Source organism: Bacillus sp. KICET-1 (genome assembly GCF_027721405.1).
GTDB lineage: Bacteria > Bacillota > Bacilli > Bacillales > Bacillaceae > Bacillus > Bacillus velezensis.
Window position 1 is genome coordinate 582,184 of sequence record NZ_CP113515.1, and the last position, 23,282, is coordinate 605,465.

Annotated in this window: 21 protein-coding genes; 4 read left to right on the forward strand and 17 right to left on the reverse strand. The window is 47.5% G+C overall.

What is annotated here, in order from left to right:
* Window positions 1–344 precede the first annotated feature (344 nt).
* The 7 genes from OVA33_RS02910 to OVA33_RS02940 form a co-directional block, all read right to left on the reverse strand.
* On the reverse strand, window positions 345–1,547 hold the full coding sequence (locus OVA33_RS02910; RefSeq protein WP_063636913.1) for an MFS transporter: 1,203 nt from the start codon (window positions 1,545–1,547) through the stop codon (window positions 345–347).
* A gap of 115 nt (window positions 1,548–1,662) precedes the next feature.
* Window positions 1,663–2,751, reverse strand: a complete 1,089-nt coding sequence (locus OVA33_RS02915; RefSeq protein ID WP_007609246.1) for a toxic anion resistance protein — start codon at window positions 2,749–2,751, stop codon at window positions 1,663–1,665.
* 6 nt (window positions 2,752–2,757) lie between these two features.
* The gene (locus tag OVA33_RS02920) at window positions 2,758–4,380 is read right to left on the reverse strand and encodes a YceG family protein (protein WP_063636914.1); all 1,623 of its coding nucleotides are present in this window, start codon (window positions 4,378–4,380) and stop codon (window positions 2,758–2,760) included.
* 73 nt (window positions 4,381–4,453) lie between these two features.
* Window positions 4,454–5,227 carry a TerC family protein gene (locus OVA33_RS02925; protein WP_003156644.1) on the reverse strand — a complete coding sequence of 258 codons (774 nt, stop codon included), beginning with the start codon at window positions 5,225–5,227 and terminating at the stop codon, window positions 4,454–4,456.
* Window positions 5,228–5,265: 38 nt separating this feature from the next.
* A complete protein-coding gene (locus OVA33_RS02930; RefSeq protein ID WP_003156645.1) occupies window positions 5,266–5,844 on the reverse strand; it encodes a TerD family protein in 579 nt (192 codons plus the stop codon).
* A 32-nt stretch (window positions 5,845–5,876) separates the two neighbouring features.
* Window positions 5,877–6,458, reverse strand: coding sequence for a TerD family protein (locus OVA33_RS02935; RefSeq protein WP_003156648.1), 582 nt, complete (start codon window positions 6,456–6,458; stop codon window positions 5,877–5,879).
* A gap of 23 nt (window positions 6,459–6,481) precedes the next feature.
* Window positions 6,482–7,078, reverse strand: coding sequence for a TerD family protein (locus tag OVA33_RS02940; protein ID WP_015239102.1), 597 nt, complete (start codon window positions 7,076–7,078; stop codon window positions 6,482–6,484).
* Between the two features lie 275 nt (window positions 7,079–7,353).
* Here OVA33_RS02940 and OVA33_RS02945 point away from each other — a divergent pair, with 275 nt between their 5' ends.
* Window positions 7,354–8,349, forward strand: coding sequence for an LLM class flavin-dependent oxidoreductase (locus OVA33_RS02945; RefSeq protein WP_017419355.1), 996 nt, complete (start codon window positions 7,354–7,356; stop codon window positions 8,347–8,349).
* Between the two features lie 44 nt (window positions 8,350–8,393).
* Here OVA33_RS02945 and OVA33_RS02950 read toward each other — a convergent pair whose 3' ends face one another.
* The 4 genes from OVA33_RS02950 to OVA33_RS02965 all read right to left on the reverse strand — a co-directional run bounded on the left by OVA33_RS02950 (window position 8,394) and on the right by OVA33_RS02965 (window position 12,777).
* Window positions 8,394–9,233, reverse strand: coding sequence for a metal ABC transporter permease (locus OVA33_RS02950; RefSeq protein ID WP_007409044.1), 840 nt, complete (start codon window positions 9,231–9,233; stop codon window positions 8,394–8,396).
* Complete coding sequence (locus OVA33_RS02955) at window positions 9,191–9,886, reverse strand: metal ABC transporter ATP-binding protein (protein WP_063636915.1); 696 nt, start codon at window positions 9,884–9,886, stop codon at window positions 9,191–9,193. Before OVA33_RS02955 ends, OVA33_RS02950 begins: the two co-directional genes overlap by 43 nt.
* A 54-nt stretch (window positions 9,887–9,940) precedes the next feature.
* Window positions 9,941–10,912 carry a metal ABC transporter substrate-binding protein gene (locus tag OVA33_RS02960; protein WP_128974174.1) on the reverse strand — a complete coding sequence of 324 codons (972 nt, stop codon included), beginning with the start codon at window positions 10,910–10,912 and terminating at the stop codon, window positions 9,941–9,943.
* 185 nt (window positions 10,913–11,097) lie between these two features.
* The gene (locus OVA33_RS02965; protein ID WP_128974173.1) at window positions 11,098–12,777 is read right to left on the reverse strand and encodes a glycoside hydrolase family 13 protein; all 1,680 of its coding nucleotides are present in this window, start codon (window positions 12,775–12,777) and stop codon (window positions 11,098–11,100) included.
* A gap of 350 nt (window positions 12,778–13,127) precedes the next feature.
* On the opposite strand from OVA33_RS02965, the gene OVA33_RS02970 reads away from it, so the two are divergent.
* Entirely contained in the window at window positions 13,128–14,366 is a 1,239-nt protein-coding gene (locus tag OVA33_RS02970) for an MFS transporter (RefSeq protein WP_017419352.1), read from the forward strand.
* A gap of 3 nt (window positions 14,367–14,369) precedes the next feature.
* On the opposite strand, the gene OVA33_RS02975 is transcribed toward OVA33_RS02970, so the two are convergent.
* Together OVA33_RS02975 and OVA33_RS02980 are read right to left on the reverse strand one after the other, a co-directional pair.
* Entirely contained in the window at window positions 14,370–15,146 is a 777-nt protein-coding gene (locus OVA33_RS02975) for a glucose 1-dehydrogenase (protein ID WP_017419351.1), read from the reverse strand.
* Window positions 15,147–15,262: 116 nt separating this feature from the next.
* Window positions 15,263–16,384 (reverse strand): response regulator aspartate phosphatase, encoded by a 1,122-nt coding sequence (locus OVA33_RS02980; RefSeq protein WP_014416837.1) that lies wholly within the window; start codon window positions 16,382–16,384, stop codon window positions 15,263–15,265.
* Between the two features lie 109 nt (window positions 16,385–16,493).
* Here OVA33_RS02980 and OVA33_RS02985 point away from each other — a divergent pair, with 109 nt between their 5' ends.
* Window positions 16,494–16,997, forward strand: coding sequence for a peptidoglycan L-alanyl-D-glutamate endopeptidase CwlK (locus tag OVA33_RS02985; RefSeq protein WP_021495286.1), 504 nt, complete (start codon window positions 16,494–16,496; stop codon window positions 16,995–16,997).
* Here OVA33_RS02985 and OVA33_RS02990 read toward each other — a convergent pair.
* Window positions 16,994–18,352, reverse strand: a complete 1,359-nt coding sequence (locus OVA33_RS02990; protein WP_063636917.1) for a YcdB/YcdC domain-containing protein — start codon at window positions 18,350–18,352, stop codon at window positions 16,994–16,996. The genes OVA33_RS02985 and OVA33_RS02990 overlap by 4 nt on opposite strands.
* Window positions 18,353–18,552: 200 nt before the next feature.
* A complete protein-coding gene (locus tag OVA33_RS02995; protein WP_110085287.1) occupies window positions 18,553–19,959 on the reverse strand; it encodes a YcdB/YcdC domain-containing protein in 1,407 nt (468 codons plus the stop codon).
* Between the two features lie 122 nt (window positions 19,960–20,081).
* Here OVA33_RS02995 and OVA33_RS03000 point away from each other — a divergent pair, with 122 nt between their 5' ends.
* The gene (locus OVA33_RS03000) at window positions 20,082–21,077 is read left to right on the forward strand and encodes a DUF5105 domain-containing protein (RefSeq protein ID WP_017419346.1); all 996 of its coding nucleotides are present in this window, start codon (window positions 20,082–20,084) and stop codon (window positions 21,075–21,077) included.
* A 43-nt stretch (window positions 21,078–21,120) separates the two neighbouring features.
* On the opposite strand, the gene OVA33_RS03005 is transcribed toward OVA33_RS03000, so the two are convergent.
* Window positions 21,121–22,053, reverse strand: coding sequence for an aldo/keto reductase (locus OVA33_RS03005; RefSeq protein ID WP_014416832.1), 933 nt, complete (start codon window positions 22,051–22,053; stop codon window positions 21,121–21,123).
* Window positions 22,054–22,182: 129 nt separating this feature from the next.
* Window positions 22,183–23,253: a helix-turn-helix domain-containing protein gene (locus OVA33_RS03010; RefSeq protein ID WP_017419344.1), complete on the reverse strand. Its 1,071-nt coding sequence runs from the start codon at window positions 23,251–23,253 to the stop codon at window positions 22,183–22,185.
* Between the last annotated feature and the right edge of the window lie 29 nt (window positions 23,254–23,282).

The window sequence follows — 23,282 nt, forward strand, 5'->3', positions numbered from 1 at the left end:
ACGTTTGTAATAAGTCAAACAAACATCATAATCCCTTTTTATTTTGTATCATTACTTTAAAAACATCCCTGTGTCTTATTTTCCTCTGGTATGCTTCTAAATACTCTCTAATCCTCCTTATTGAGGATAAATTATAAAGGAAACCGGGCTTTTATCAGGCTTGAGAACGTTTCCATCGAATGTGCTGCAAACTGATTTCCTATCCTTTTTTTACAAAAACAAGAATTTTTTCGCGACATTGTCCTGAAAAAAGAAGTTTTCCCCTCCTAAAAATAAGGAATATTAAGGAAAAATATAGGTCTGTCAACAGACCGCTCACTAAAAAAAGCACCCCAAAAGGGTGCTCATTGCGCAAGCTCTGTCTGTTTCGTTTCTTTTCCGAGAATAATAATGGTGATGACGGCAATCAGGATGGCCGCACAAAAGACGGCGAAAATCACTGTAAACGAAACGTTCCGGGCTGCAAGCGATCCGACGAGAAGCGGACCGAAAATGCCGCCGATTCTGCCGACGGCCGCCGTTGTGCCGGAACCGGTCGCACGGATCGCCGCAGGATACTGCTCCGGTGTATAGGCGTAAAGCACGCCCCATGCGCCGAGATTGAAGAAGGACAGCAGCATGCCCGCTGTGAGCAGCATGGCCAATGAATCCGCGGCACCGAAGAAATAAGCGCTGCCCGCCGTTCCGAGCAAATAGATGACTAAGATGGTCTTCCGCCCCGCTTTTTCGATCAGCCACGCCGCAGAGAAATATCCGGGAAGCTGGGCAAGTGTCATCAGAAGGACGTATTCGAAGCTCTCAATCATGCTGTAGCCTTTCATCAGCATCACGCTCGGCAGCCATAAAAACATGCCGTAATATGAAAAGACGACGCAGAACCAAACGACAGACAGCAGCACCGTCGGCCGGATATACGGTTTCGTCCAGACACTTCCCGCCTGCCCGCGTATGCTTTTTTTCTGCGGCAATGCCTGATGCGCCGGTGATTCCGGAAGGCTTTTCCGCAAGTACAGCGCATAAAATGCGGCCAGCGCCGTTAAGAGCAGCGCGGCCTGCCAGCCGAATGACGGTATGACAAAGTAGGAAATCACCGCCGCAAGAAGCCAGCCCGCGGCCCAAAAGCTCTCAAGCAGCACGATAGTCCGTCCCCGCTTTTCGGGAGCGGACGCTTCTGACACGAGCGTCGAGGCGACAGGCAGTTCCCCGCCAAGCCCCATTCCGATCAGAAAACGCAATATGAGAAAAACCGTCAATCCCGTTGCGAAAGCGGATATGCCGCTTCCGACAGAAAAGAATAACAGCGTGATCATAAACACTTTTTTCCGGCCGATCCTGTCGGCCAGCATTCCGAATACAAAGGCGCCCGCTGCCATACCGATGGAATTGACGCTTCCGATCCATTTCATTTGATCGGGTGTTAAATTCCAATCAGTGTGAAGCGCGGCGATAATAAACGATAAAATTCCGACATCCATCGCATCAAACAGCCAGCCCATTCCGGCAATCGCCAGAAGTTTTCGCGGAGTGACGGCAGGTTGTTTGTTCATAAGCAGCACCTCAAATCGAAAATGATTACCGTATAAGTTTACACCTGTCTTTACACATTGTCATTATCTTTTTTCGCAAAAAAAACCCGCTTGCCGTAAGCAAGCGGGGTGTTCGTTAATTCTTTAAGACTGCGTTTTTAATATTATCCTGAAGCTGTTGAATCCGTTTCGCGCCGTCTTCTCTGATACGTCTGTTCTCTTCTTCGATCTGTTTCGTTTCCTGCATACCGCTGACAATCGTATTCCAAGACGTTTCAATCGTCTCAATGTCAATGCTCGGACGGCCTGCCATACGGGCAATCTCCACGCTTTGGTTTGAAATATTTTCAGCGTTGCGCTTCAGCATTTCATTCGTGCGGCGGTCAAGCTCGCTCATTGAATCAGCCACAAGCTTTTGCCGTTTGACTGTGACAGCCTGAATGATGCCGTTTTTGAAAATCGGAATCGTAATGACGAAAGCGGAATTGATTTTCCCGATGAGCTTCGTATTTCCGCGCTGAAGGAGGCGGATCTGCGGCGCCGTTTGCAGCGCCACCATCCGCGCCATATCTAAATCATAGACACGTTCCTCAAGCGCCTGAAGCCCGTCACGAAGCGTATCGAGCTGCATTTGCGCAAGCTGGTTTCCGCCTGCCGCTTTTTCTTCATAAGAAGGAATGAGCGCCTGCATTTCCTCAAGCTTCATCTGCCCGGCAACGACATATTTTTCAAGCTCCATGTAGTAGTTAATGTTGTTTTCATACATCTCTTCCAGCGTATGGTTCGTCTTTGCCATTTCATCTTTGTATTTTGAAATTTCGACGTGGATTTTTTCAATTTCTCCGCCCAACGTGCGGTACTTTTGAAAAATCTTTTCAATCATGCTGTTGCCGCGTTTGAACATTTTAGCGAGAAATCCTTTTGGTTCATCGAAATCATTTTTGTCGAAACGGTCCATGATTTTTCCGAGCTGCGTCAGCATTGTGCCTGAATCCGTGACACTTGTTGTTTTCATCATATTTAAGATGCGGTCGGAGAACTTCGAGATTTCAACTGCCGGTTCTTTTCCGTACTCCAGCAGCTCCATTTGGTTTTTTACATCAATCTGCTGCGAAATGCGCTGCACCTCAGGGTCTTGGCGCAGCTGCACCCTGATGTCATCTGCTTTTTGTTCAGAAATCTCTTCATTTTTATCAAGAACAAGCGGATTTTGATTTTCTGTCATGTTTATTTACTCTCCCTGCTTTTGCGTAATGGTTCTAAACAGCTTTCTTACGAGTGACGGCTCCTTATATTCCTGCCGAAACACCATGTCCTCCAGCCAATGGACATCAAATTGGCTTTCTTCAATATAATGCTCAATGTCCTGATGGCCCGGCGGATTATACAGGATGATATCGACGCCGAATTTATTTAAAAACAACAGAGCGGCGGCGTCAGAACGTGTGAGTTCGCCATTTTGTTCCGTATGATATAAAACGAGTTTCGGAACGGTTTGGGCGTAATCAAACGTCTGAATCAATTGCAGCAGCGAAGCGGGCAGGTTCGTCGCCTGGCGGAACAAATAGATTGCGGCATCCCTTGCCTGCTCGCCGGGCAAAGCCTTCAGCCCGGGGTTTCTGCACATGTCAGAAATCACATTGGCGATGGCGCTCTGCACACCTGAAGGCAGATGCTTGTACTGCCAGATGTTGCTTCTTTTCAGCCTGTCCGCGTCAATCGCTCCTTCTTCGTTCAAAACCTGACTGTAGTGATACTGGTAGTTGGCTTTCAGCTCTTCCGTAAACGGAAAACTGCTGATCATGTGTGTCTCCTGATAGTCCGCGGCGGTATGGAGTCTGTTCCAATATTCTTTCGTATCTTTGGAAACCCCCATCACTTTCGCAAAAAGGTTCGGAACGGCCACCCGCTCCCTGTCCGCTTTAAATTGCGGCCGGATAAACGCCCGCTCCTTCGCAATGAGAAATAACTCATCATACGTCGTTTTTAATGTCACGGACTGCGGGGTATGATCCCTGAACTGCCAAGGCTTATACATCATAGATTCCTCATGGTTCAGCACATGCTCAATTTCTTTCGTTGACCGGTAGGCCGTCGTGGACGTTCTGTCCGGCTTTTCTTTCGGGAATGGCTCAAGGCCGCCTGTTGCGGGGAGCTTTATCACAAAGCTGAGTTCCTCATCCGGATCAATCAAGCTGAACGGATCTTCCGCAGCCGGATGAAACAATAGGACGTCACAGCCGATCAGCATTATATAATAGAGAAAATAGAGCTGGCTTTTGGTAGCGTCTCCATACCACACCACCTTCGGCATCTCACGCTCTATATCGGCTTGTTCGAGCCATGGATTCAGGTGGTTCAGCGAAAACTTTGACACATCCAAGAGCACACGCCGGAAATCGGGATGATTCAGCCCGTTTTCATGCCGGTCCGCAAAGGTTTCCAAAAGCGTCATAAACGCGGTTCTCAGCCGGCGGTGCATAAGCGGATCAGCGTGTTTGGCAAGCAGCCTGCCTCCATCGAGAAACGCGACAAACCTGGAAACCGAAAGCCCTTTCTCTTTTTGATTGACCGAATGGATGTGCTGGAGCGCCTGAAACGTTTCAGGCGCGATGGTCTTATCCAGCGTCTCGCTTAACACATGGATGTTTTCATGAGAAGACAGCTCGAAAAGCTTATTGTAATACTCCGTCTCATCATAAGGAGTGCCCAAAATCCGGACGGCAAGCCGGGTAAACGCCAGCCCGTTTTCCCGCTCATAACCGGGACGTTCCGGCAGCGGCCGCATCAGAAACGTTTCCCAGTCACCGTTTTCCGGCTCGGCCTTTCGGATCACCAATTCTTCCTGCTTCATCATTTTCCTCCTTTCTCTTCATGATTATCGGTACAAAAAAGGAAGGAAATGAAACTCTCCCTCCTTTTTTGTTTTATTCTTCTTTAGATGCAGCCGTTTGCTCTTGAACCTGCTTTTGTTTGTTGAAATAGTGGATAATAAACGTTACCACAAACGCAGCGATGATGATTCCGAAGAACACCACGTGCGGCATTTCATAATCAAAGGCGCTCGCCGCCATTTTCACGGCGATAATCCCGATCAGCACAAAAGCCGTATTTTCAAGCTCAGGGATTTTATCAATTAAAACAAGGAATACTTTTGCGACTGTACGCATCATGAGAATGCCAAGCATACCGCCGATCAAGAGCACCCACACTTTTTCCGATACCGCAAACGCGGCCAGAATGCTGTCAACAGAGAAGGCCAGATCCATTAACTCAACTGAAACGACAGTGGCCCAGAAAATTCCGAACGTACGGACCATCCATGAATTTTTCTTCATGCCTTCCGTATCGTCATCACCTTCTCCGATCCAGAAATGCTTAATGACGAGCCAAGCCAGGTACAGCGCGCCAAGCACTTTGATCCACCAGAACTTAATGAGCAGCATTCCGATCCCGATAAAGATAAAACGGAAAATATATGCCCCGAACAATCCGTATGTTAATGCTTTCTTCCGCTGTTTTTCAGGCAGATGCCTTACCATCACCGCAAGCACTAACGCATTGTCGGCCGACAGCAGCCCTTCCAGCAGAACCAAGGAACCGATCAGCCCCCATGATACAGGGTCAGTCAGCACCTCACCCCACATTTTCCAATCAAAAAAGGAAGCGTAGGTCGACATAATATGATGTAGAAAATCCAAGTTTTTTCCTCCTATTTAGTAAAACGGTAATTTCCTGCTTACACCTGCAAGCCGTAATTCCGGCAAAGTGATGCCAGACCGCCGGAAAACCCGCTGCCGATGGCGTTAAACTTCCACTCAGCCCCATGGCGGTAAAGCTCACAAACGACAACCGCCGTTTCAATCGAGAAGTCTTCCCCTAAATCGAAACGAAGCAGTTCATTCTGGCTGTTTTCATCGACGACGCGCACGAACGCGTTAGACACTTGTCCGAAATTTTGGCCGCGCGCTTCCGCATCATGAATCGTGACGGTGATGCCGATCTTTTCAATATTTGCGGGTATTTTTGAGAAGTCGACGATAATTTGTTCATCGTCTCCCTCGCCCTCGCCCGTCCGGTTGTCTCCCGTATGGATGACGCCCCCGCTCGGGTGTTCCAGGTTATTGTAGAAAACAAAATCAAGATCATTTACACAGTTGTCATGGGCATCGACAAGAAAAGCCGACGCGTCAAGGTCAAAGTCATGCCCTCCGGAGTACTTGTTCGTATCCCAGCCTAAGCCGATCACCGCTTTTGTAAGACCGGGGTTCGTTTTTGTCAGATCAACACGCTGTCCTTTCGCCAATTGAATAGCCATGTGCTGTCTCTCCCTTCTGTGTTTGATATGGTTCAGCCGATTTGCAGGCCGTAATCTGTCGCAATACGGGCCAGTCCGCCTTGGTAGCCTGAGCCGATCGCGGAAAATTTCCATTCGCCGTTATGTCTGTAAAGCTCCCCTGCGATAATGGCTGTTTCAATTGAGAAATCTTCAGCCAGATCATAACGGATCAGCTCTTCATTTGTTTCTTCATTGACAATGCGCACGAACGCGTTGGAAACTTGTCCGAAGTTTTGGCCGCGCGCTTCCGCTTCATGAATCGTGATGACGAATGAAATTTTGTCAATAGCGGCAGGCACCGCGCTCAGGTTGACCCTTACGCTTTCGTCATCGCCTTCGCCCTGGCCTGTCAGGTTGTCGCCTGAATGTGCGACAGAGCCGTTTCCGCCTTCAAGCTGATTATAGAAAATGAAATCATCGGGCGACGCGCATCTTCCTGCTTCATTTAATAGAAAGACGCTGGAATCTAAATCAAAATCATGTCCGCCGTCGTATTTGTTTGTATCCCAGCCAAGGCCGACAACGACTTTAGAAAGACCCGGATTTGTTTTAGTCAAATCTACTTTTTGTCCTTTTGCCAATGAAATTGCCATGAGTGCACTCTCCTTTTTATCGTTTAGGCGTATCGGTTAACGATATCGCCGATTTTTGTATCGTTTGTGCCTTCTCCTACTGCGGCGAATTTCCACTCGCCGTCCTGGCGGTAGATTTCCGCCGCGATCAGGCTCGTTCTGCCTGAATAGTTATCTCTTAAATTGTAAGTCACCAGTTCTTCGCGATTAGCCTGATCAACAACGCGGATGAACGCGTTTTGAATCATGCCGAAGTCCTGTTTTCGTCTGACGCAGTCGTAAATATTGACGACAAACACAAGTTTATTAATCTGAGCGGGCACTTTCGCTAAATCGATGAGAATTTGTTCATCATCGCCGTCGCCTTCACCCGTCAGGTTGTCACCCGTATGTACGACACCGCCGCACCGGCTTTTCAGATTGCCGAAATAGATGACGTTTTTGCTGTCTGTCATTTTATCATTTTCAAGCATCAATACGGAAGCGTCACAGTCGATATTGGCACCGCCTCCGCCGAACAGCTTTCCGAAAAAGCCGCCGGATGATACAGGGTCCCAGCCGAGTCCGACCAGCAGTTTTGACAGGCCGGCTTTTCCTTTTGTTAAATCAATCCGCTGTCCTTTTTGTAAAGAGATCGCCATATGATTCACTCCTATTCTGTAAGGGTGCCGCTAAGCACGCCGCAAGTGCGCATTTTCACTAAATTCCGGGACAAGAATCCCGGTGTTTATTAAGATATACGTCTTTTATTATATCAAAGTTTCATAAAACATAAGAATTTTTGGCGAAAAACGGCGAAAAATTACTTCCTATATTCTCCTTCGTTCCGGAGAGAATAGAGAAAACAAAGAAATTGACGGGGACTGAACATTTTTCCTATCCTTGTATCAATACATGTCAGGAAAGGGGCAGACGAGTGATTGATTTAAGCATACTTGATCAGGCGCCCGTATCCAAAGGAAACGGGCCGCACGAGACGCTCCGCCGTTCAGCAGAGCTCGCCCGCCTCAGCGAAGGATGGGGCTATAAGCGGTACTGGTTTGCCGAGCATCACGGCACAAGAGGGCTCGCAAGCGTTTCGCCGGAAATTATGATCGCTCATACCGCCGCAGCCACAACATCCATCCGTGTCGGATCAGGCGGCGTGCTGCTGCCGCAGTACAGCCCCTATAAAGTCGCGGAAACTTTCCGTCAGCTTGAGGCGCTGCATCCGAACCGGATTGACCTCGGGGTCGGACGCTCACCGGGCGGCACAACGAAAATCCGGCTCGCCCTCACAGACGGGGTAAAGAAAAGCATGACCGAATTCAACAGGCAGCTTGAGGATTTATCATCCTTTCTGACAGATTCGATTCCCTCGAACCATGCTTATGCAGGAATAAAAACAGCGCCTTTGATTGAAACAGCCCCGCAGCTTTGGGTGCTCGGACTCGGGGAAAACAGCGCCAGACGCGCCGCTCTTCAAGGTGCGGGCTATGTCTTCGGCCATTTCATTAATCCGGAACGCGGGGAAAAAGCTTTTCAGATCTATCGGGACCATTTCCGGGCCTCCGCCCATTTTTCCGCTCCCGCCTCGCTCTGTGCCATTTTCGTCATATGCGCGGCTACGGATGAGAAAGCGGAAGAACTCGCGTTAAGCCAGGATTTATGGCTTCTTCGTGTCGGAAAAGGCGCCGACAGCCGCGTGCCGAGTGTGGAAGAAGCGAAGGCTTATCCGTATTCGCCGGAGGATCGTAAACAGATAGAAGAAAACAGGAAGCGGATGGTGATCGGCTCTCCTGCCGCAGTGAAACGCCGTCTGCTTGAACTTTCCGAGCGGTATCAGACAAAAGAGATAATGGTGCTGTGCAACGTCTTTGATTTCGAAGCAAAAAAAGAGTCATATGAGCGTCTTGCTGATATATTTCTGTAAAAAAAAGCCGTCAAACGGAGCAGCAGATGAGACTGCTGCACCGCTTAACGGCGATTTTTTCGTTCTTTTCCTTTTTTAAACGCATTCCAAATCCCCTGCAACGTAAACCCGAGCAGAAGCAGAATGATTAACAGTAAAGTGATTGACGGCCCAGGAGGCGTTCCGAGCTGGTACGAAGACGTCAGCCCCATGAACACACTGAAAAGAGAAATAATAATAGCCGCCGCAAACACCCATTTAAACCCTTTGGCAATACGGATTGCAAAAGCCGCGGGCAGTACGAGGAGCGCGGAAACGAGCAGCACGCCGATAATCGGAATAATGACCGAAATCGCCAGCCCCGTCACGATGCTGAATGACATTGACAGGAGGTTTGTGTTAATGCCTGATGTCTTCGCCGTCGCCTCGTCAAAGGTAAGCAGATAGAGCGGTCTGTTTAATATAATGAAATAAAGCAGAATCAGCAGGGTAATGCCTCCGATAATATAGACCTGCTGCTGGCTGACCGTGACAAGCGATCCAAATAAATATTGATCGATGCTCATCGATGCGCCGCCTTTTGACAGGCTGATCAGAAACATCGCAAACGACAGCCCGGCCGCCATTAAGATTGCGATAGATACCTCTGAATATGTACGGTACGCCCGCCGCATGTATTCAATGCCGATCGCTCCGATCGTGACGACAACAATGCTCGCCGCCGTAATATTGGTACTGAGAAAAAAACCGATGGCCACGCCCGACAATGAAATATGAGACAGCGTATCCGCCATCAGCGCCTGTCTTCTCAGCACGAGATATACGCCTAATATCGGCGCCATAATTCCGATCATGCTTCCCGCTAGAAAAGCTCGTCGCATGAATTCCAAGTCAAACATTTCCATCCGCCTTTTTCCCCCTTCTCAAGCCGTATAACTTTATCCAGATACTGCTGTACTTCGTTTTGTTCGTGTGTCACCATGACGACGGTGCGGTTGTGATTTTTCACCTGATGGTGCATAAATTCGTAGAAACCCTGTCTGCTTTCATAATCAACCGCTGTTGTCGGCTCATCAAGCATCAGCAGATCCGGATTGCTCGCAAGCATTCTCGCAATGCAGATTTTCTGCTTCTGTCCGCCGGATAAATCGCCGATTTTCCGGTGGCGGAAATCCCACATTTCCACCATCTTCAGCGCGTTTTCCACCTCGTGGTGATCCGTTTCGTTCAATCGTTTAAACCATTTTCCTTTCGTATAACGGCCTGATTGCACAAGCTCCAGAACAGTACTTGGGAATCCTGCGTTAAATGAAGAAATCTGCTGCGGAACATAGCCGATTGTCAGGCGTTTTCCGGCTGCGTTTTTTTTACTGATCTCGGCCGTTCCTTCCCAAGGTCTGAGCATGCCGAGCATGACTTTCATCAGCGTCGATTTTGACGCGCCGTTCGGCCCTGTAATGCCGACGAATTCGCCGCTTTTGATTTCCAGCGACACGCCGTCAAGCACCGGTGTATGCGAATAACCAAAAACGATATCTTGTAATGTAACGAGATTCATGCTGACCTTCCTTTCCCGCATAGAAATAGTGTGCACCCCGCGGCGCACACTATGTTATTTAACCAATAGCGAATCTTTCAGTGCATCAAGGTTTTTCTCCATAATGTCGATATAACCGATGCCTTTATCCCGTTCTTTTTGGCTTAAACCTTCCAGTGTATTGAGCACTTCCGTTTTCGCGCCGATTTCACCGGCAAGTGTATCTGCAACTTTAGGCGATGCAACTTCTTCAAAGTAGATGATCTTCACATCATGCTTTTTGGCAAACGTTTTGAGATCCGCCAGTTTGGCCGCACTCGGCTCTTCTTCAGGAGAAAGGCCTGCAATCGCGACTTGTTTTAAGCCGTATTCTTTGGCGAGATAGCTGAATGCCGCGTGCTGTGTGATCAATTCTTTTTTCGCCGCTTTATTTAATGTTGTACGGTATAGTTTATCAAGATCCTGCAGTTTTGCAATATATTCTTTACTATTTTTCTCATAGTATGCTTTATTCTTCGGGTCCTGTTTTACGATCTGCGCCGTAATGGTTTTGACCTCTTTTTGCGCAAGAACCGGGCTGAGCCACACGTGAGGGTCCATGCTGTGGCTGTGGTCATGACCGCCGTGTCCATGTTCCTCTTCCTCTTCCTCTTCATCTTCATCCGAACCTTCGAGTAAGTCAATTCCTTTTGACGCCTTTACAAACTTCGCATGATCAGAGCTCATGCTTTTTTCCGCTGAAGGAACCCATGTCTCCATATATTCGCTGTTGTATACGAAAAGATCGGCGTTTTGAATGCCGGCGATATCCTTCGGCGTCGGCTCCCAATCATGGGGTTCGACCGAAGACGGGATGAGAATGTCTACATCGCCTTTGTCTTTGACAATTTGTTTCGTGAATTCGTACATAGGATAAAAGGTCGTCACGACGTGCAGTTTGCCGCTTTTCGAAGAACCTGACGAACCTTTTGAAGATGAATTGCCGCATCCCGCCGCGATTAAAAAGCATGCCGCAATGACAATGATTCCGCTCCATTTTTTAAACAAGCCGTTTCCCCCTGTTCTGTAAATCAGAATGATGACGATTTCCAAAGCGTACTTTCTCTTTCATTTGTTACCTATACCATAATAAAACGAAGTAATTACGTTTTGCAAGATATTTTTTTCTAAATTGATATCCGATTTACCTAAAAAGCCCCCGCCATGTATGGACGGGGGCGTCGTATCACATATCAGGCAAGCAGATAGACTCTTGTTTCATAAGGGCGGAATGTGATGCGGGATTCCGCGCCGCCGTTATTTTCATAGTTGCTGAGAAGCAGCTCGGCGCTTTCAGGTTCGGAGCCGTCCGGCCAATAAAAGGCGGCTTCTTCTTTCGATACGTTGCTGATGGACATGAGTTTTTGTCCGTTTGCCTGTCTTTCATACACAAACAGCTGCGGGTCATCGGGAAACAGCAGCGTGTAGCTGCCTTTTATGATATCAGCATACTGTTTTCGCAGGCGGATCAGTTTTTTGTAAAAGTTCAATATAGAATCGGGATCATCCTGAGCCTCGGCAGCATTGACGGTTTTGTAATTGGGATTGACCTTCAGCCACGGTTCGCCCTCCGTAAATCCGGCATTCTTGCTGCCGTCCCACTGCATCGGTGTACGGGCATGATCGCGGCTTTTCGCCATAATGGACGCCATGACTTCTTCTCTGTCACGACCCATTTCAAATACCCTTTTATGATACATATTGACGGTCTGAATATCTTGATAATCCTCTATTCTGTCAAACGGAGCGTTTGTCATGCCGATTTCTTCCCCCTGGTAAATGTACGGCGTGCCTTTCATGAAATAAAGCAGGGCGGCAAGCATTTTGGCGGATGCTTTGCGGTATGTGCCTTCGTCTCCGAAACGGGATACGATCCGGGGCTGGTCATGATTGCACCAATACAGCGTATTCCAGCCTTGATGTTCCAGTTTTTCCTGCCAGTCTGTGAGCACTTTCTTTAAATCGGACAGCTCAAGCGGTTTTACATCCCAATGCTCTTGGCCCGGCTTTTGATCAAGCTCCATATGCTGAAAATGAAAAATCATATTCAGTTCATGCTCATCGGTTCCCGTGTAGACGAGCCCTTCCTCAGGCGTCACTGATCCGGCCTCGCCGACTGACATCACGTCATATTTGGAAAATACCTCTTTCGTCATTTCTTTTAAGTAATCATGTATCCGTGCCCCGTTTGGCCGGAAAGGCTTCGGATCGGCCCGGCGGGCGATGTAATCTTCATATGGCGGCAAATATTCTTTTTTTGACAGAAGATGAAGCTGGTCTATTCGCAATCCGTCCACGCCTTTATCGAGCCAAAATCTCATCATCTCGTATACTGATTGCCGAACCTCGGGATTTTCCCAATTCAGATCGGCTTGTTTGACGGCGTTCATATGCAGATAATATTCGCCCGTATGTTCTTCGTACTGCCAGACGGATTGTCCGTAATCCGACACCCAATCGGTCGGCGGGCCGTCCGTGGTGCCCGGCCGCCAAATATAATAATCGCGGTATTTGCTGTCCTGATTCATTTCCGCCTCTTTGAACCAAGGATGCTCCGTGGATGTATGATTTAAGACGAAGTCCATCACAAGCTTTAATCCGCGGCTGCGGCATTCTGTAAGCAGATTGTGAAAGTCCTCCATCGTTCCGTAGGATTCCATAATCGCTTGATGATCCGTCACATCGTAGCCGTTATCAACGTTTGGCGACGGGTAAATCGGGCAGATCCATATCACATCAGCGCCAAGTTCTTTTATATAATCGAGACGCGCGATAATCCCCCGCAGGTCGCCTATGCCGTCGCCGTTCGTATCTTGAAAGCTTCGCGGATAGATTTGATAGACAACGGCGTCTTTCCACCAGTCACTCGCCATAAAGTTTAATCTCCTTTATTTTTAATAGATGATTTCCTTATTTTTATTAAATGTAAACAAGGTCTTCCCTATATTCCCCAAACGCAATATGACCACTTGAGCCACAGACCGAAAAATAAAAAATCCAATTATTACAAGATATATTTACAAAATTGCAATAATTGGTTATTATTTGATTATTCTGATTTATGAGAAGGCACTGCCTCAATTGAAGCAAAAAGCGCCAAAGACTTACTGGAAGAAATAGGGGACAATTACGAAGTTACGATTGAGTAGAGTAATCGAGAAGAACTTAGCTGTCCTAAGTTCTTCTCTTTATTGTATTTAACATTATCGGAAAGGATTAAATCATGATTAAAAACAGAGCGCTTCTTTTTGTTGTCAGCAGTAATTTTATACACAAATTAACTGAAAATATATATGACCTCGTTCTCCCCTTATTAATACTTTATTTCACAAACTCTCCAATTTTAATGGGGGTTTGCTACGCTTTAGGTTTTTTGGCGGATTTTCTTGCAGCATATTTTGGCGGTGCCGTTATAGATTCATATAATAGAAAAAAGGTACTTATCTTCATTTCAATATCCCAGGCATTCCTCATTTCTTTCATTCCGATCTTCCATGAATTTCAGATCCTAACGGCACCCCTTGTCTTATTTATTGCTTTTTTTATTGATCTGCTGATCGCGATGTATGGTTTAACTGACATATCTATCATTCCTGAAATCGTGAAAAAGAGTGATCTGCCCTCAGCTAATTCTTTTTCTCAGATCGCTTTATCAATAGCTACTTCAATCGGCCCTTCAATAGCCGGTTTATCATTAACCATATTTGGTTTATTTAACAGCCTATGGTTTACGTTTTCAGGTTTTTTGATCCTTATCTTCTCGCTTAGATTAATAAACTACTCAGATAAAGAGATAACAGCTGCTGCAACTCCTAAGGAAATTCTCAGGAAAAGTTTTGAGGGTCTTAAATATACCCTCTCGATTAAAGTCTACAAGCTGCTGACGTTATGGAACCTATTTATAAATTTAGGGTTAACAGGTGCGGTTCTCATGATTATGTTCAAACTCAAAGAAGAGCTTCATATCACGGAAACACAAATCGGTTTCATTTATACGCTAAGTGCTGCAGGCGGAATCATTAGCGGTCTTATTCTTCCCTACGTGCACCGTTTTTTCAAGTCAGCACATGCATTGTTTATTTCATCTTTCATGACTGCATTGTCTTTACTGATTCTTGCACACAGCGATCATTGGCTGACAATCGGAATTCTTAATTCCATTTTAATGGGGAGCATAGGTTTGAATTCCAGACTTGTAAGTTTGCTTTTTCAGACTCATGTCCCTGCTGATTATTTAGGACGAGTTTTTAGCGGTTCAAGGCTCATCTCAACATTACTGGCTCCCCTTAGTGTTTTAGCCGCAGGCTATTTTTCTCATAAACTTGGTACTTTGCATGTGTTCCAGGCAGGCTCATTTATTATAATATTGACAAATATTGTTTTTCTGTTCACTTCACTTCGACACGAAGACTGGCGTCTCCTAAAAGAAGAAAGTGACGTTAAAAATGAGAAATTAGTATAATTTTCACTCCAGCTGAGACGGATAAAGCGTCATGCCTCCGTCGACGAAAAGTGTCGTTCCGGTCACGTAACTCGCTTCTTCCGACACCATCCATGCGGCGGCCGCGGCGACTTCTTCCGGTTTTCCGAAGGCGTTCATCGGAATTTTTTTCAGCTGGGCCTGTTTATGTGTTTCATCTTCCAGATCCTTATTGGACTCCGTGGCGATCGTGCCGGGAGCGATGGCATTCACCCGGATGCCTTTGTCTGCGTAATTGAGCGCCATCGTTTCCGTCATCATTTTGATTCCGCCTTTGGATGCCGAGTACTGCACGTTTTCAGGGCGGGGTATTTGCTGATGAACGCTCGATATGTTTAAGACCGTTCCTTTTTTGCCGCGCTCGAGCATATGTTTCAGTGCCGCTTTCGCCCCCAAAAAGGTGCCGGTCACGTTGACGTCGATGACCCTTTGCCAATCCTCCAGGCTCATTTCATGGGGCATCGCTTCGGCTCCGTTAAAGCCGGAATTGTTGACCATCACGTCCACGCCCCCGAAATGCTCCTGCGCGGCATGAAACAGCGCCTGAATCCCTTCTTCTGAGGATACATCGGCTTTTACGGTGACGGCTCGGCCTCCCGCTTTCTCAATGATGTCCGCCGCTTCTTCCGCTCCGGCGGAATCACCGAGGTAGTTCACAACCACATTCATCCGCTCCTTGCCGAAGCGTTCGGCAATGGCCTTTCCGATTCCTTTCGAAGAACCTGTTACGATTGCTGTTTTTCCCTGTAAATCCTGATACATTGTCTCTTTTCCTCCCTGATGTTAATACAGAGCATGTACCCGGTTTTGATCGGCTGAAAACAAAAGGGATCATAAAAAGAACGATGAAACCGAAGCTCCCTCGTTCTTTTTTTTCATTATGCGTAGTTGTTCATTTGCAGCCTTTTTTGCACGCCGACAAGCCTGCTGAAAAAATAAGATGCCGCTTTGTAGTTCTCCCGTTGATGAAAGAAATGAGCCGCGTCCTGAAGCAGTTCCTCTGTGTCAGCCAACAGCTCTTTTGATTCCAGAATGTCAAAATACTCTTTGAGCGAATCCTGTCCGCCTTCCCCCTGATAAAGCTCTTTAATCAGACGGAATTTCGTCAGATAGATCTCATCTTCCCATTCCGCCGCGCTTCTCATGCCCCGCGCGCAGCTGGCGGCGGCTTCACTGTATTTTTCCGTTTTAAAGTAGATATGCGTGAGTGAAAAAACAGCCTGGATGACCTGCCGGAAGCTGTGTGCTTCAAATCCGGCGGCCGCCCGTTCAAAATCCTCCGCCGCCTTGCAAAAGTCACCCAGACTGTACATACAGTGCCCGATATTATAATAGGCCGCAGCAATCATATATTGATCATCAAGCCGCTCCGCGTGCTCCAAGGCGCATTCGAGGTATTCCAGCGCTTTTTTATGCTGCTGGGCGTCCATCAGATTTCCGGCAATGATAAATTTGCACTGCACCCTTCTCATTCCGTATAATTCATATTTCTTGTAAATATCAAGCGCCTGTCCTGCGTAATTCATCGAAAAGAAAGTCTGCTTGATATGATAGTACACCTCAGAAATTTTATACAAAAACTCGGCTTTCTCTATGTCATCTTCCACATATTCAAGTTTTTCCTCAGCCCGCTTATAATGAGAAATCGCTGAGATGAAGTTTTTCTGCTTAAATTCATACATTCCCCTGAAATAGTAAAAATAATATTCCAGTAAGCCGGTCAGCTTTTGCTGGTTCATCTCAATCTCAGTGAGCATTTCAGAGAACGGAGGCTGGCAGTCGCCGTCTTTCATGGGTTTTAATTTATCCAGCATGATGCGGTGCCGAAATTCCATCAATGAAAAATACAACAATAAATCCTGGTTCTCTTCCATATCTTCGAGTTCAAATTGAATCTCCCGCTTCAGCGCTTCAGCTTTATCGGCTTCAAACGCGCGGATCAGCTTATACCATTCATTCATCTTTACGGCCACTTCTTCAGATGGAATCTTGGATTTCATAGATTTGCCTCCTTCCTCCGGCTACTAATTATGTTATATTTTATCATAGCAAATTTATGGCAGTGAGCAAACAAAGATTTTAACCAATTAAAGAAAGAGAGAATTCACCATGAAACTATCAGTCAGAATTGCGCTGCTTTTGATCCTCTTCTTTTCCGCAGACCTATGTTTTTCCTATGTGCAGAAAGAATTGAGGCCGCAGACGGCATTACAAGACAGAGCCATTCCAAACGCTCTTCATCCGCTCGTGAAACAGAATGCGGAGCTATTGCAGACGGCCGCTCTGAAAAAAGGCATCACCGTCGTTATCACAGAGGGTTTCAGATCAATTGAGGAACAAAACGAATTGTACCGTCAAGGACGTTCAAAAAAAGGAAATATCGTCACCTACGCAAAAGGCGGGGAATCTTACCACAATTACGGCCTTGCGATCGACTTCGCCCTGCAAAAAAAGGATGGAAGCCTGATTTGGGATATGACGTACGACGGAAACCGAAACGGCACGCCCGATTGGCTTGAGGTCGTATCGATTGCCAAAACGCTCGGTTTTGATTGGGGAGGCGATTGGAGAGGCTTTAAAGATTATCCTCATTTACAAATGATCCCTGGCTAATAAAACCTTTTCTTTTTTCGCTTTTGCGCATCAATGTACGGAGGATAGACAGGCCTGTACACAAGCTTATATCCTTCATTGCCGGACGGCGTAAAATCGCGCTGCCACTCCAGCCGCAGATGGAAATCGGATAAAAAAGCGGCCTTTGCTTCTTCGGGAGTAACGGCCGGCACCGGATTGATCTTCTCCAGCTGCTCCGGGTCAATGTCAGGCGCCATGTAAGCTTCCACAAGCCCCGTTACGGGACTGACAAGTATTCTCGCAGCGCCGAACCGCAGCGGAATATCCTGATGCCATATGGAAAAATGGAAGCGGAACCTGCCCCTTCCGTCCGTTTTCAGCGGGTTCATTTTAAAAAACTCGTCCGCTCTCGGATAAAGTTTGTATAAAAATTGAAGCGCGACGGCCTCACACTCTTCCGCAGAATAAAAGGCCGGGCCTTGATGCTCAATAAAAGATTTAAAGGCTGTCATTTTCCCTGTCTTTTTGTCCGTTTTCATCTTCATTGTATTTTTGTTGCTGCTTTCAAAATAGCTTTCGATACTCAAATCTTTCCGTTCCGGAACCGACCCTTTCCGCCATGTCGTTCCGATCTCATCCCCGAGATCGCGCCGGCGCGTCTGAACCATATCCGCGGTAAACCCCATTAATTCATCCAGGCTGATTTCCCGTTTATGTTCAAACGCGGGAAGCGGTTTTGCCGGCTCATTCCTGTCTTCGCAAAGCTGCTGATCCGGCACGATATCATCTTCACCGGCCGGATAGCTGTAAGCCGGCAGAATCGGTTCATAGACGAGACGCGGTATTTTCTCAAAATTGACCACATCATAGACGAGACTGAATGTCAGCACACTCATATAATGCGAGACGACTTTTTCCCGATCGACGAATGTTTCCGGAACGGGCGCTTCACCCTTATCCCCGTAATAGATAAACTGCACGACGAAGCCGCTCCTGGTTACATCAACGAAAAAACCTGAATCGGGAAGCGGCCGGCCGAGCACTTTTTTTGTATAGATAAATCGGATGCACCCATTGCGTTCTTCCCTCGCCTGAAAGATGAAATTCATAAAAGTAAGCGGGCGGTGTCTCGCCGCAAACCGAAGAGCCGTCAGCTTTAATTCGGCGTCTGACAGCTGCATGTCTGAACCCGGACAGTCGTTGCGTGAATAAGTAAGCAAAGATCCGTCGTCGCCCAGCTCAATCGTGACCGTTTTATCCGGCTGGTTACGATCTTTCCATATATAATAGGCTTTCGTTTTTTGTTTTTCATCATAATCTTCTATTTCAAGCTCATAGTGCGGCGGTATGTTCCCGATTTCCAGCGCTTTTTTTCTCAGATGTTCTTTCAGCAATGGGGTCATCCTTTCAGAAGAGTGTATAAAAAAGAACTGTTTTTTATTATATAAAAACGCCCTTATCCTTTTAAAGGGAAGAAAGTGCCTTTTATGTGTCTATTTTTAGCAAAGAGGGAAAAGAGCCGTATTCAGAGCGGCACTTTTTCATACAAATGTCACATTCCCTCTGAAAGCCCCGGGACGAACGCCCATGACCTTCAGCCTATTAAACTCGTAATCACTTCTCCCGTATGAGCCTCAATAAACCGCGGGAAAACCGGTTTGTATACGAGCCTGTACACTTTCCCGGAGCTGTCGTCATCGTAACAACGATCCCAAGCGAGCTCTGCTTTGATGGCCCGGCGGATCGCGTCCTTCGCCTCTCCCAATGTCAATGAAGGAACGGGATCGATTTCCTCGAGCTCTTTCGGATCAATTTCCGGCGGCATATATACAGTGACAAGACCCGTCTTTTTGCTGACACAGATTCTCCCCTCTCCGAATCGCAAATCAACACCGCCCGGACAAGCCTTAAATGTAAGCCCTGCGTTTTCTCCTTCATCATCCGGTTCATCATATTGAACCCGGAAATACTGATCCGCTTCCGGAAACATGGCGAACAAAAAGCGGATGGCCCTGTGATGGCATTCTTCCTCGGAAAACACCGGTTCGCCTTCAACTTTTATAAATGACATCACCCCGGTGAGCCGGCCCGATTCTTTATCATACCTTGTTTTCAATACGTGTTCATTCCGTTCTTTTAACAGACTTTCAAAGCTTTTATCTTCCCGTACGGATTTTGTTTTTTCAGGACGCCAGGCAATGCCGATACAGCCCTCTCCAAGATCGCTTTCCCTCTCTTTATAAAAACCGTCGTGCAGCCCGATCATGTCATTGATGCTCATCTTTTCCGCTTCAGGTGCAGGGCGTGAAATCGGGACATACGGCAGCGTGTCGTCTTCCAGCTCTTCATATTCGTCTATTTCTTCATTCTCTTCCTCTTCCTTCAGATCGGCCGATATCGGCCGCGTCGGAGACACGATTTCATAGACGAGATGGGGCTTGTCATCCCCCTGCACATAGACGGACTGATGCAGCACGGTGAACAACAGCTCTGCTTCAATATGTTTGACAAAGTGAGCCAATGCTTCCCGCTTGTCCGCAATTGTTCCGGGTCTTACAAGATTATCGGCCTTCCCATGGTAAGAAAAGCCGGTTACTTCCCCTGTCAAAGACAGATCGACGTAAAACCCGGTCAGCGGGAGCGGCAGACCGTCAGCCATCTGAACATAGGAATATCTCACATCACCATCATTGGCGGAGCCGCTGTTTTCCAATTCGAACTCAACCAATGCCCCAGGACGATGGGTTTCTAAAAACGCCCGCATCCGTTCTTCTATGTCCGATTCCGAAAGAGGCGGCAGATCAGTCCGGAAAGCCGGACGGGATAAGTATTTCAGTTTTCCGTCCCGGTCTAATTCGACCATGATGCCGGCTTCCGGATCATTCTTATCTTCCCACCAAAACAGAACCTCATCTTCCTGGTATTCTTCCACATTACTCTCATAGCGGGCAGGTACGTTTCCGATTCGGAGAGCCAGCTGTTTCAACTCTTCTTTTTTCATCATAACACTTCCTTTTCTTCCAAAAAGATTGATGATTACCAAGACTCTTTTATACAAAACTAGTATAATTAACCTGTCTGTCTTCATGACTATCGAATTAATAACAACAGGGGGTAAACCAGATGTCCATCAAAAAAATGAGCGCCGTGTTTTTCATTCTGCTTCTCACGGCATTTACCGCCGCATGCAGCAGCGAAACGAGCGGCGGCCAGGAAAGCAGCACGGCGAAAGTGAAAATAAAAGAGACGGCATGGGCCGCTTCAGACGATACTGAACATTCGGCCGCGCTGAAAGTAACGGTCACCGTCAAAAATACGGGCAAAGACCCGCTTACCGTCAAAAGCAGCGACTTCTCGCTTTATCAGGATGACGCAAAAACAGCCAAGGCCGATAAGGAAGACTTGTTGCAGAGCGGCACGCTTCATGCGGGTAAGACAGTGACGGGCAATCTGTACTTCACGGCTGACGAAGGCAAATCCTATGAATTGGTATATCAGCCGCAGGCAAAAGACGCGAAGCCTTTATCTTATAAACTGAAAGTCAAAGGCACAGCCTCAAACGCAAAACCTGACCCGGCGGACGCATTATCCGCCTACATTGATGTGATGCTGTACGGCAAGCACAATAAAGATTTCACCCGCCTGACCGGTGTAAATGAAAAAATGACGGCCGCCGCATATCAGGAATCGGCGAAAGCCAGCTTTATCACCTCAGCAGGCATTTCACAAGAACAGGCGGATTCAAAAGCCATTACCGCTATTATTGACGCCATGTCATCAGCGCTTCGGGATAACACGGAGCTCAAGGTGCATACCAAATCCATGTCAGGCAAAAAAGCCGTCCTTGAAGCAAAAGTGACGCCGCTTGATATGTCTCCGCTTGCGGGCCAGCTGCAAGACCGCGTGCAAGACTATGCCGGAAAGCACCCTGATGCTGATGAAAACGAAATTGTCAGCCACCTTCTTTCTGTCTATCCGGAAGAGTTTATGCGCCTGAAACCGGCTTCTTCTTCCGTTACAAGAGAAATCGAGATGAAGAAAAACGCCCGCGGCCAGTGGTATCTGGATACAGACGCCGATCTGGAAGGATTGACAGAAGCGTTTTTGAAAACGTCCTGACAACAAGAAAGGAAATAGCGCAGGCTATTTCCTTTTTTTATTTTCACTTAAAGATGTCACTGATAAATTGAACCTCATCCTCGGTTAACTGCACATGAAGCGCGTCCAGATTGTGTTTCAGCTGGTCGGGGCGTTTGGCTCCGGGAATGATCGCATCCACCGCCGGCTGCGACAGAAGCCATGCGAGTGCGATATGCGCTGTCTGCGCCCCTTTTTCTTCCGCAACGGCCCGAAGCTTATCCACTCGCTCCAGGTTTTGGTGAAAAGCTTCTCCCTGAAACGGCGGCCTGTTCTTTCGGCTGTCCTCAAAGACTGTGTCTTTTGTAAACTTTCCCGTCAGCAAGCCGGAAGCAAGCGGAAAATAAGGAATAAAGGAAATGCCGTTCTTTTCACAATAAGGCAGCAGATCGTGCTCCGCCTCACGCTGAATCAGTGAATATTCCGATTGAAAAACCTCTAAATAGCCGTCGGCGTTAAACTCCTGCAATTGCCGGAAGCTGAGATTGGACGCGCCGATTGCTCTGATTTTCCCTTCGTCCTTCAGTTCTTTTAGCGTGCCCGCCACTTCGGAGAGCGGTGTTTTGCCGTCAGGGAAGTGGACGTAATACAAATCAATCACGTCTGTTTTCAGCCGCTTCAGGCTGTTTTCCGCCTCACTCCGGAGAAATTCACGGCTGTTGTCCAGCTCGATCTGTCCGTTGACCTCTTTGTGCGCGCCTTTTGACGCAATCACGAGGCTGTCCCGCACGCCGCGCTCTGCGACAACTTCACCGATTAACTCTTCGGAACGCCCCAAACCGTATATAAACGCCGTATCAATAAAATTGACGCCGCCGTCCAGCGCTGTGCGGATGAGTTCTTTTCCCGTTTCATCATTAAGATTCGGAAACAGATTATGTCCTCCGACCGCATTAGCGCCAAAGCCGATACGCTTTACCCGTAAATCCGTCCTGCCCAGCGTACGTGTCTCATCCATGGCTCAGGCTCCCTTCCTTTTATCGCTCTGTTTAGTATTAGATAACCGGTAAGAATTATCCTGCCTGAGAGCCTATCTATAGAAAAAACCTTGAAAAGCGTTTGCCCTTCAAGGTTTTTTTGCTGTGTATTAAGATGTCAGAGCTGCGGCGAAGCGTTCGGCTTCATCCGTGAGAGCACCCTCGATTTCCTTATAGCGGCTGGAAATCGTTGAGGCGCTGACGCCGTACTTCTTCGCCAGCTTGGCTTGAGAAACGGACGCGCCGTTCAGAGAAATGCTGTTCACGTAATATTCGACCGCCGCCGCGAAAGCTTCAGGCTTTCTGATCGTCGGTGTTTTTTTGACACAGAACGTTTTCCACAGATCAATCACGGCCGGAACCAGCTCAGCCGGGTATTCATCCCCGCTCAGGCCTTTTTCAATGGCGTCCGCCGTTTCCTTCTCCATGTCGTTCGCCCACTCCGTCTGTTTTTCTTCAGCAGCCTGCTCAGACTCTTCCGCAGTTGTTAAAAGAGCGGCCAGCACAGTGTCGAAGTTTTCCTGCATAAAGCGCTCAGGCGATTTGCCTTCCGCAAGGGCCGGGGCCGCCGCCTTTTTCACTTTGCTGATTAGAGCTTCGGTCCGCTTCACAGGGAAGATCGTAAATTGCATGAAGAACTCCGCTTTTTCCGCTTCGTGGATCGGATAGCCGAGAATCAGGCTTCCCGCCGGCGGAAGATCCTGCTGGCTGACGTCCATTTCCACTTTGAATTGTTTTTTCGTCATCACATCTTCAAAGTGAATCATTCCTTCTTTCACATCTTCAAGCACCATAACGGCAGGTGTCATGCTTTTCCATGATTCAACGATTTCCCGTGTTTTCGGGCGGTTGATCCCGCCGGCTTTTTTCTGAAGATATTCTTCAAAAATCGTCTTGCCGCCTGCCAGCGGACGGAAGAAAATTCCCCAGATGCCGAGGTTGAAGACTCCGATGTCTTTTGTCTGTCTGTCCAGCTCCGTAATGAATGCGTGCTGGTTAATAAATGATGATATGCCGTCTCTATGTGCTGTAAAGGCGTACTCCATTAGGCTTTCCTGAATCTGTTTCGCTTCTTTTGCCGCGATGTCTGCCGGAATGGCAGCTTCTTTGCTTCCGCAGCATTTTTTATATTTCTTCCCGCTGCCGCATGGGCAAGGGGCATTTCTTTTCACTTTTCCCACAATAAACCCTCCGAATTCTGATATAACTT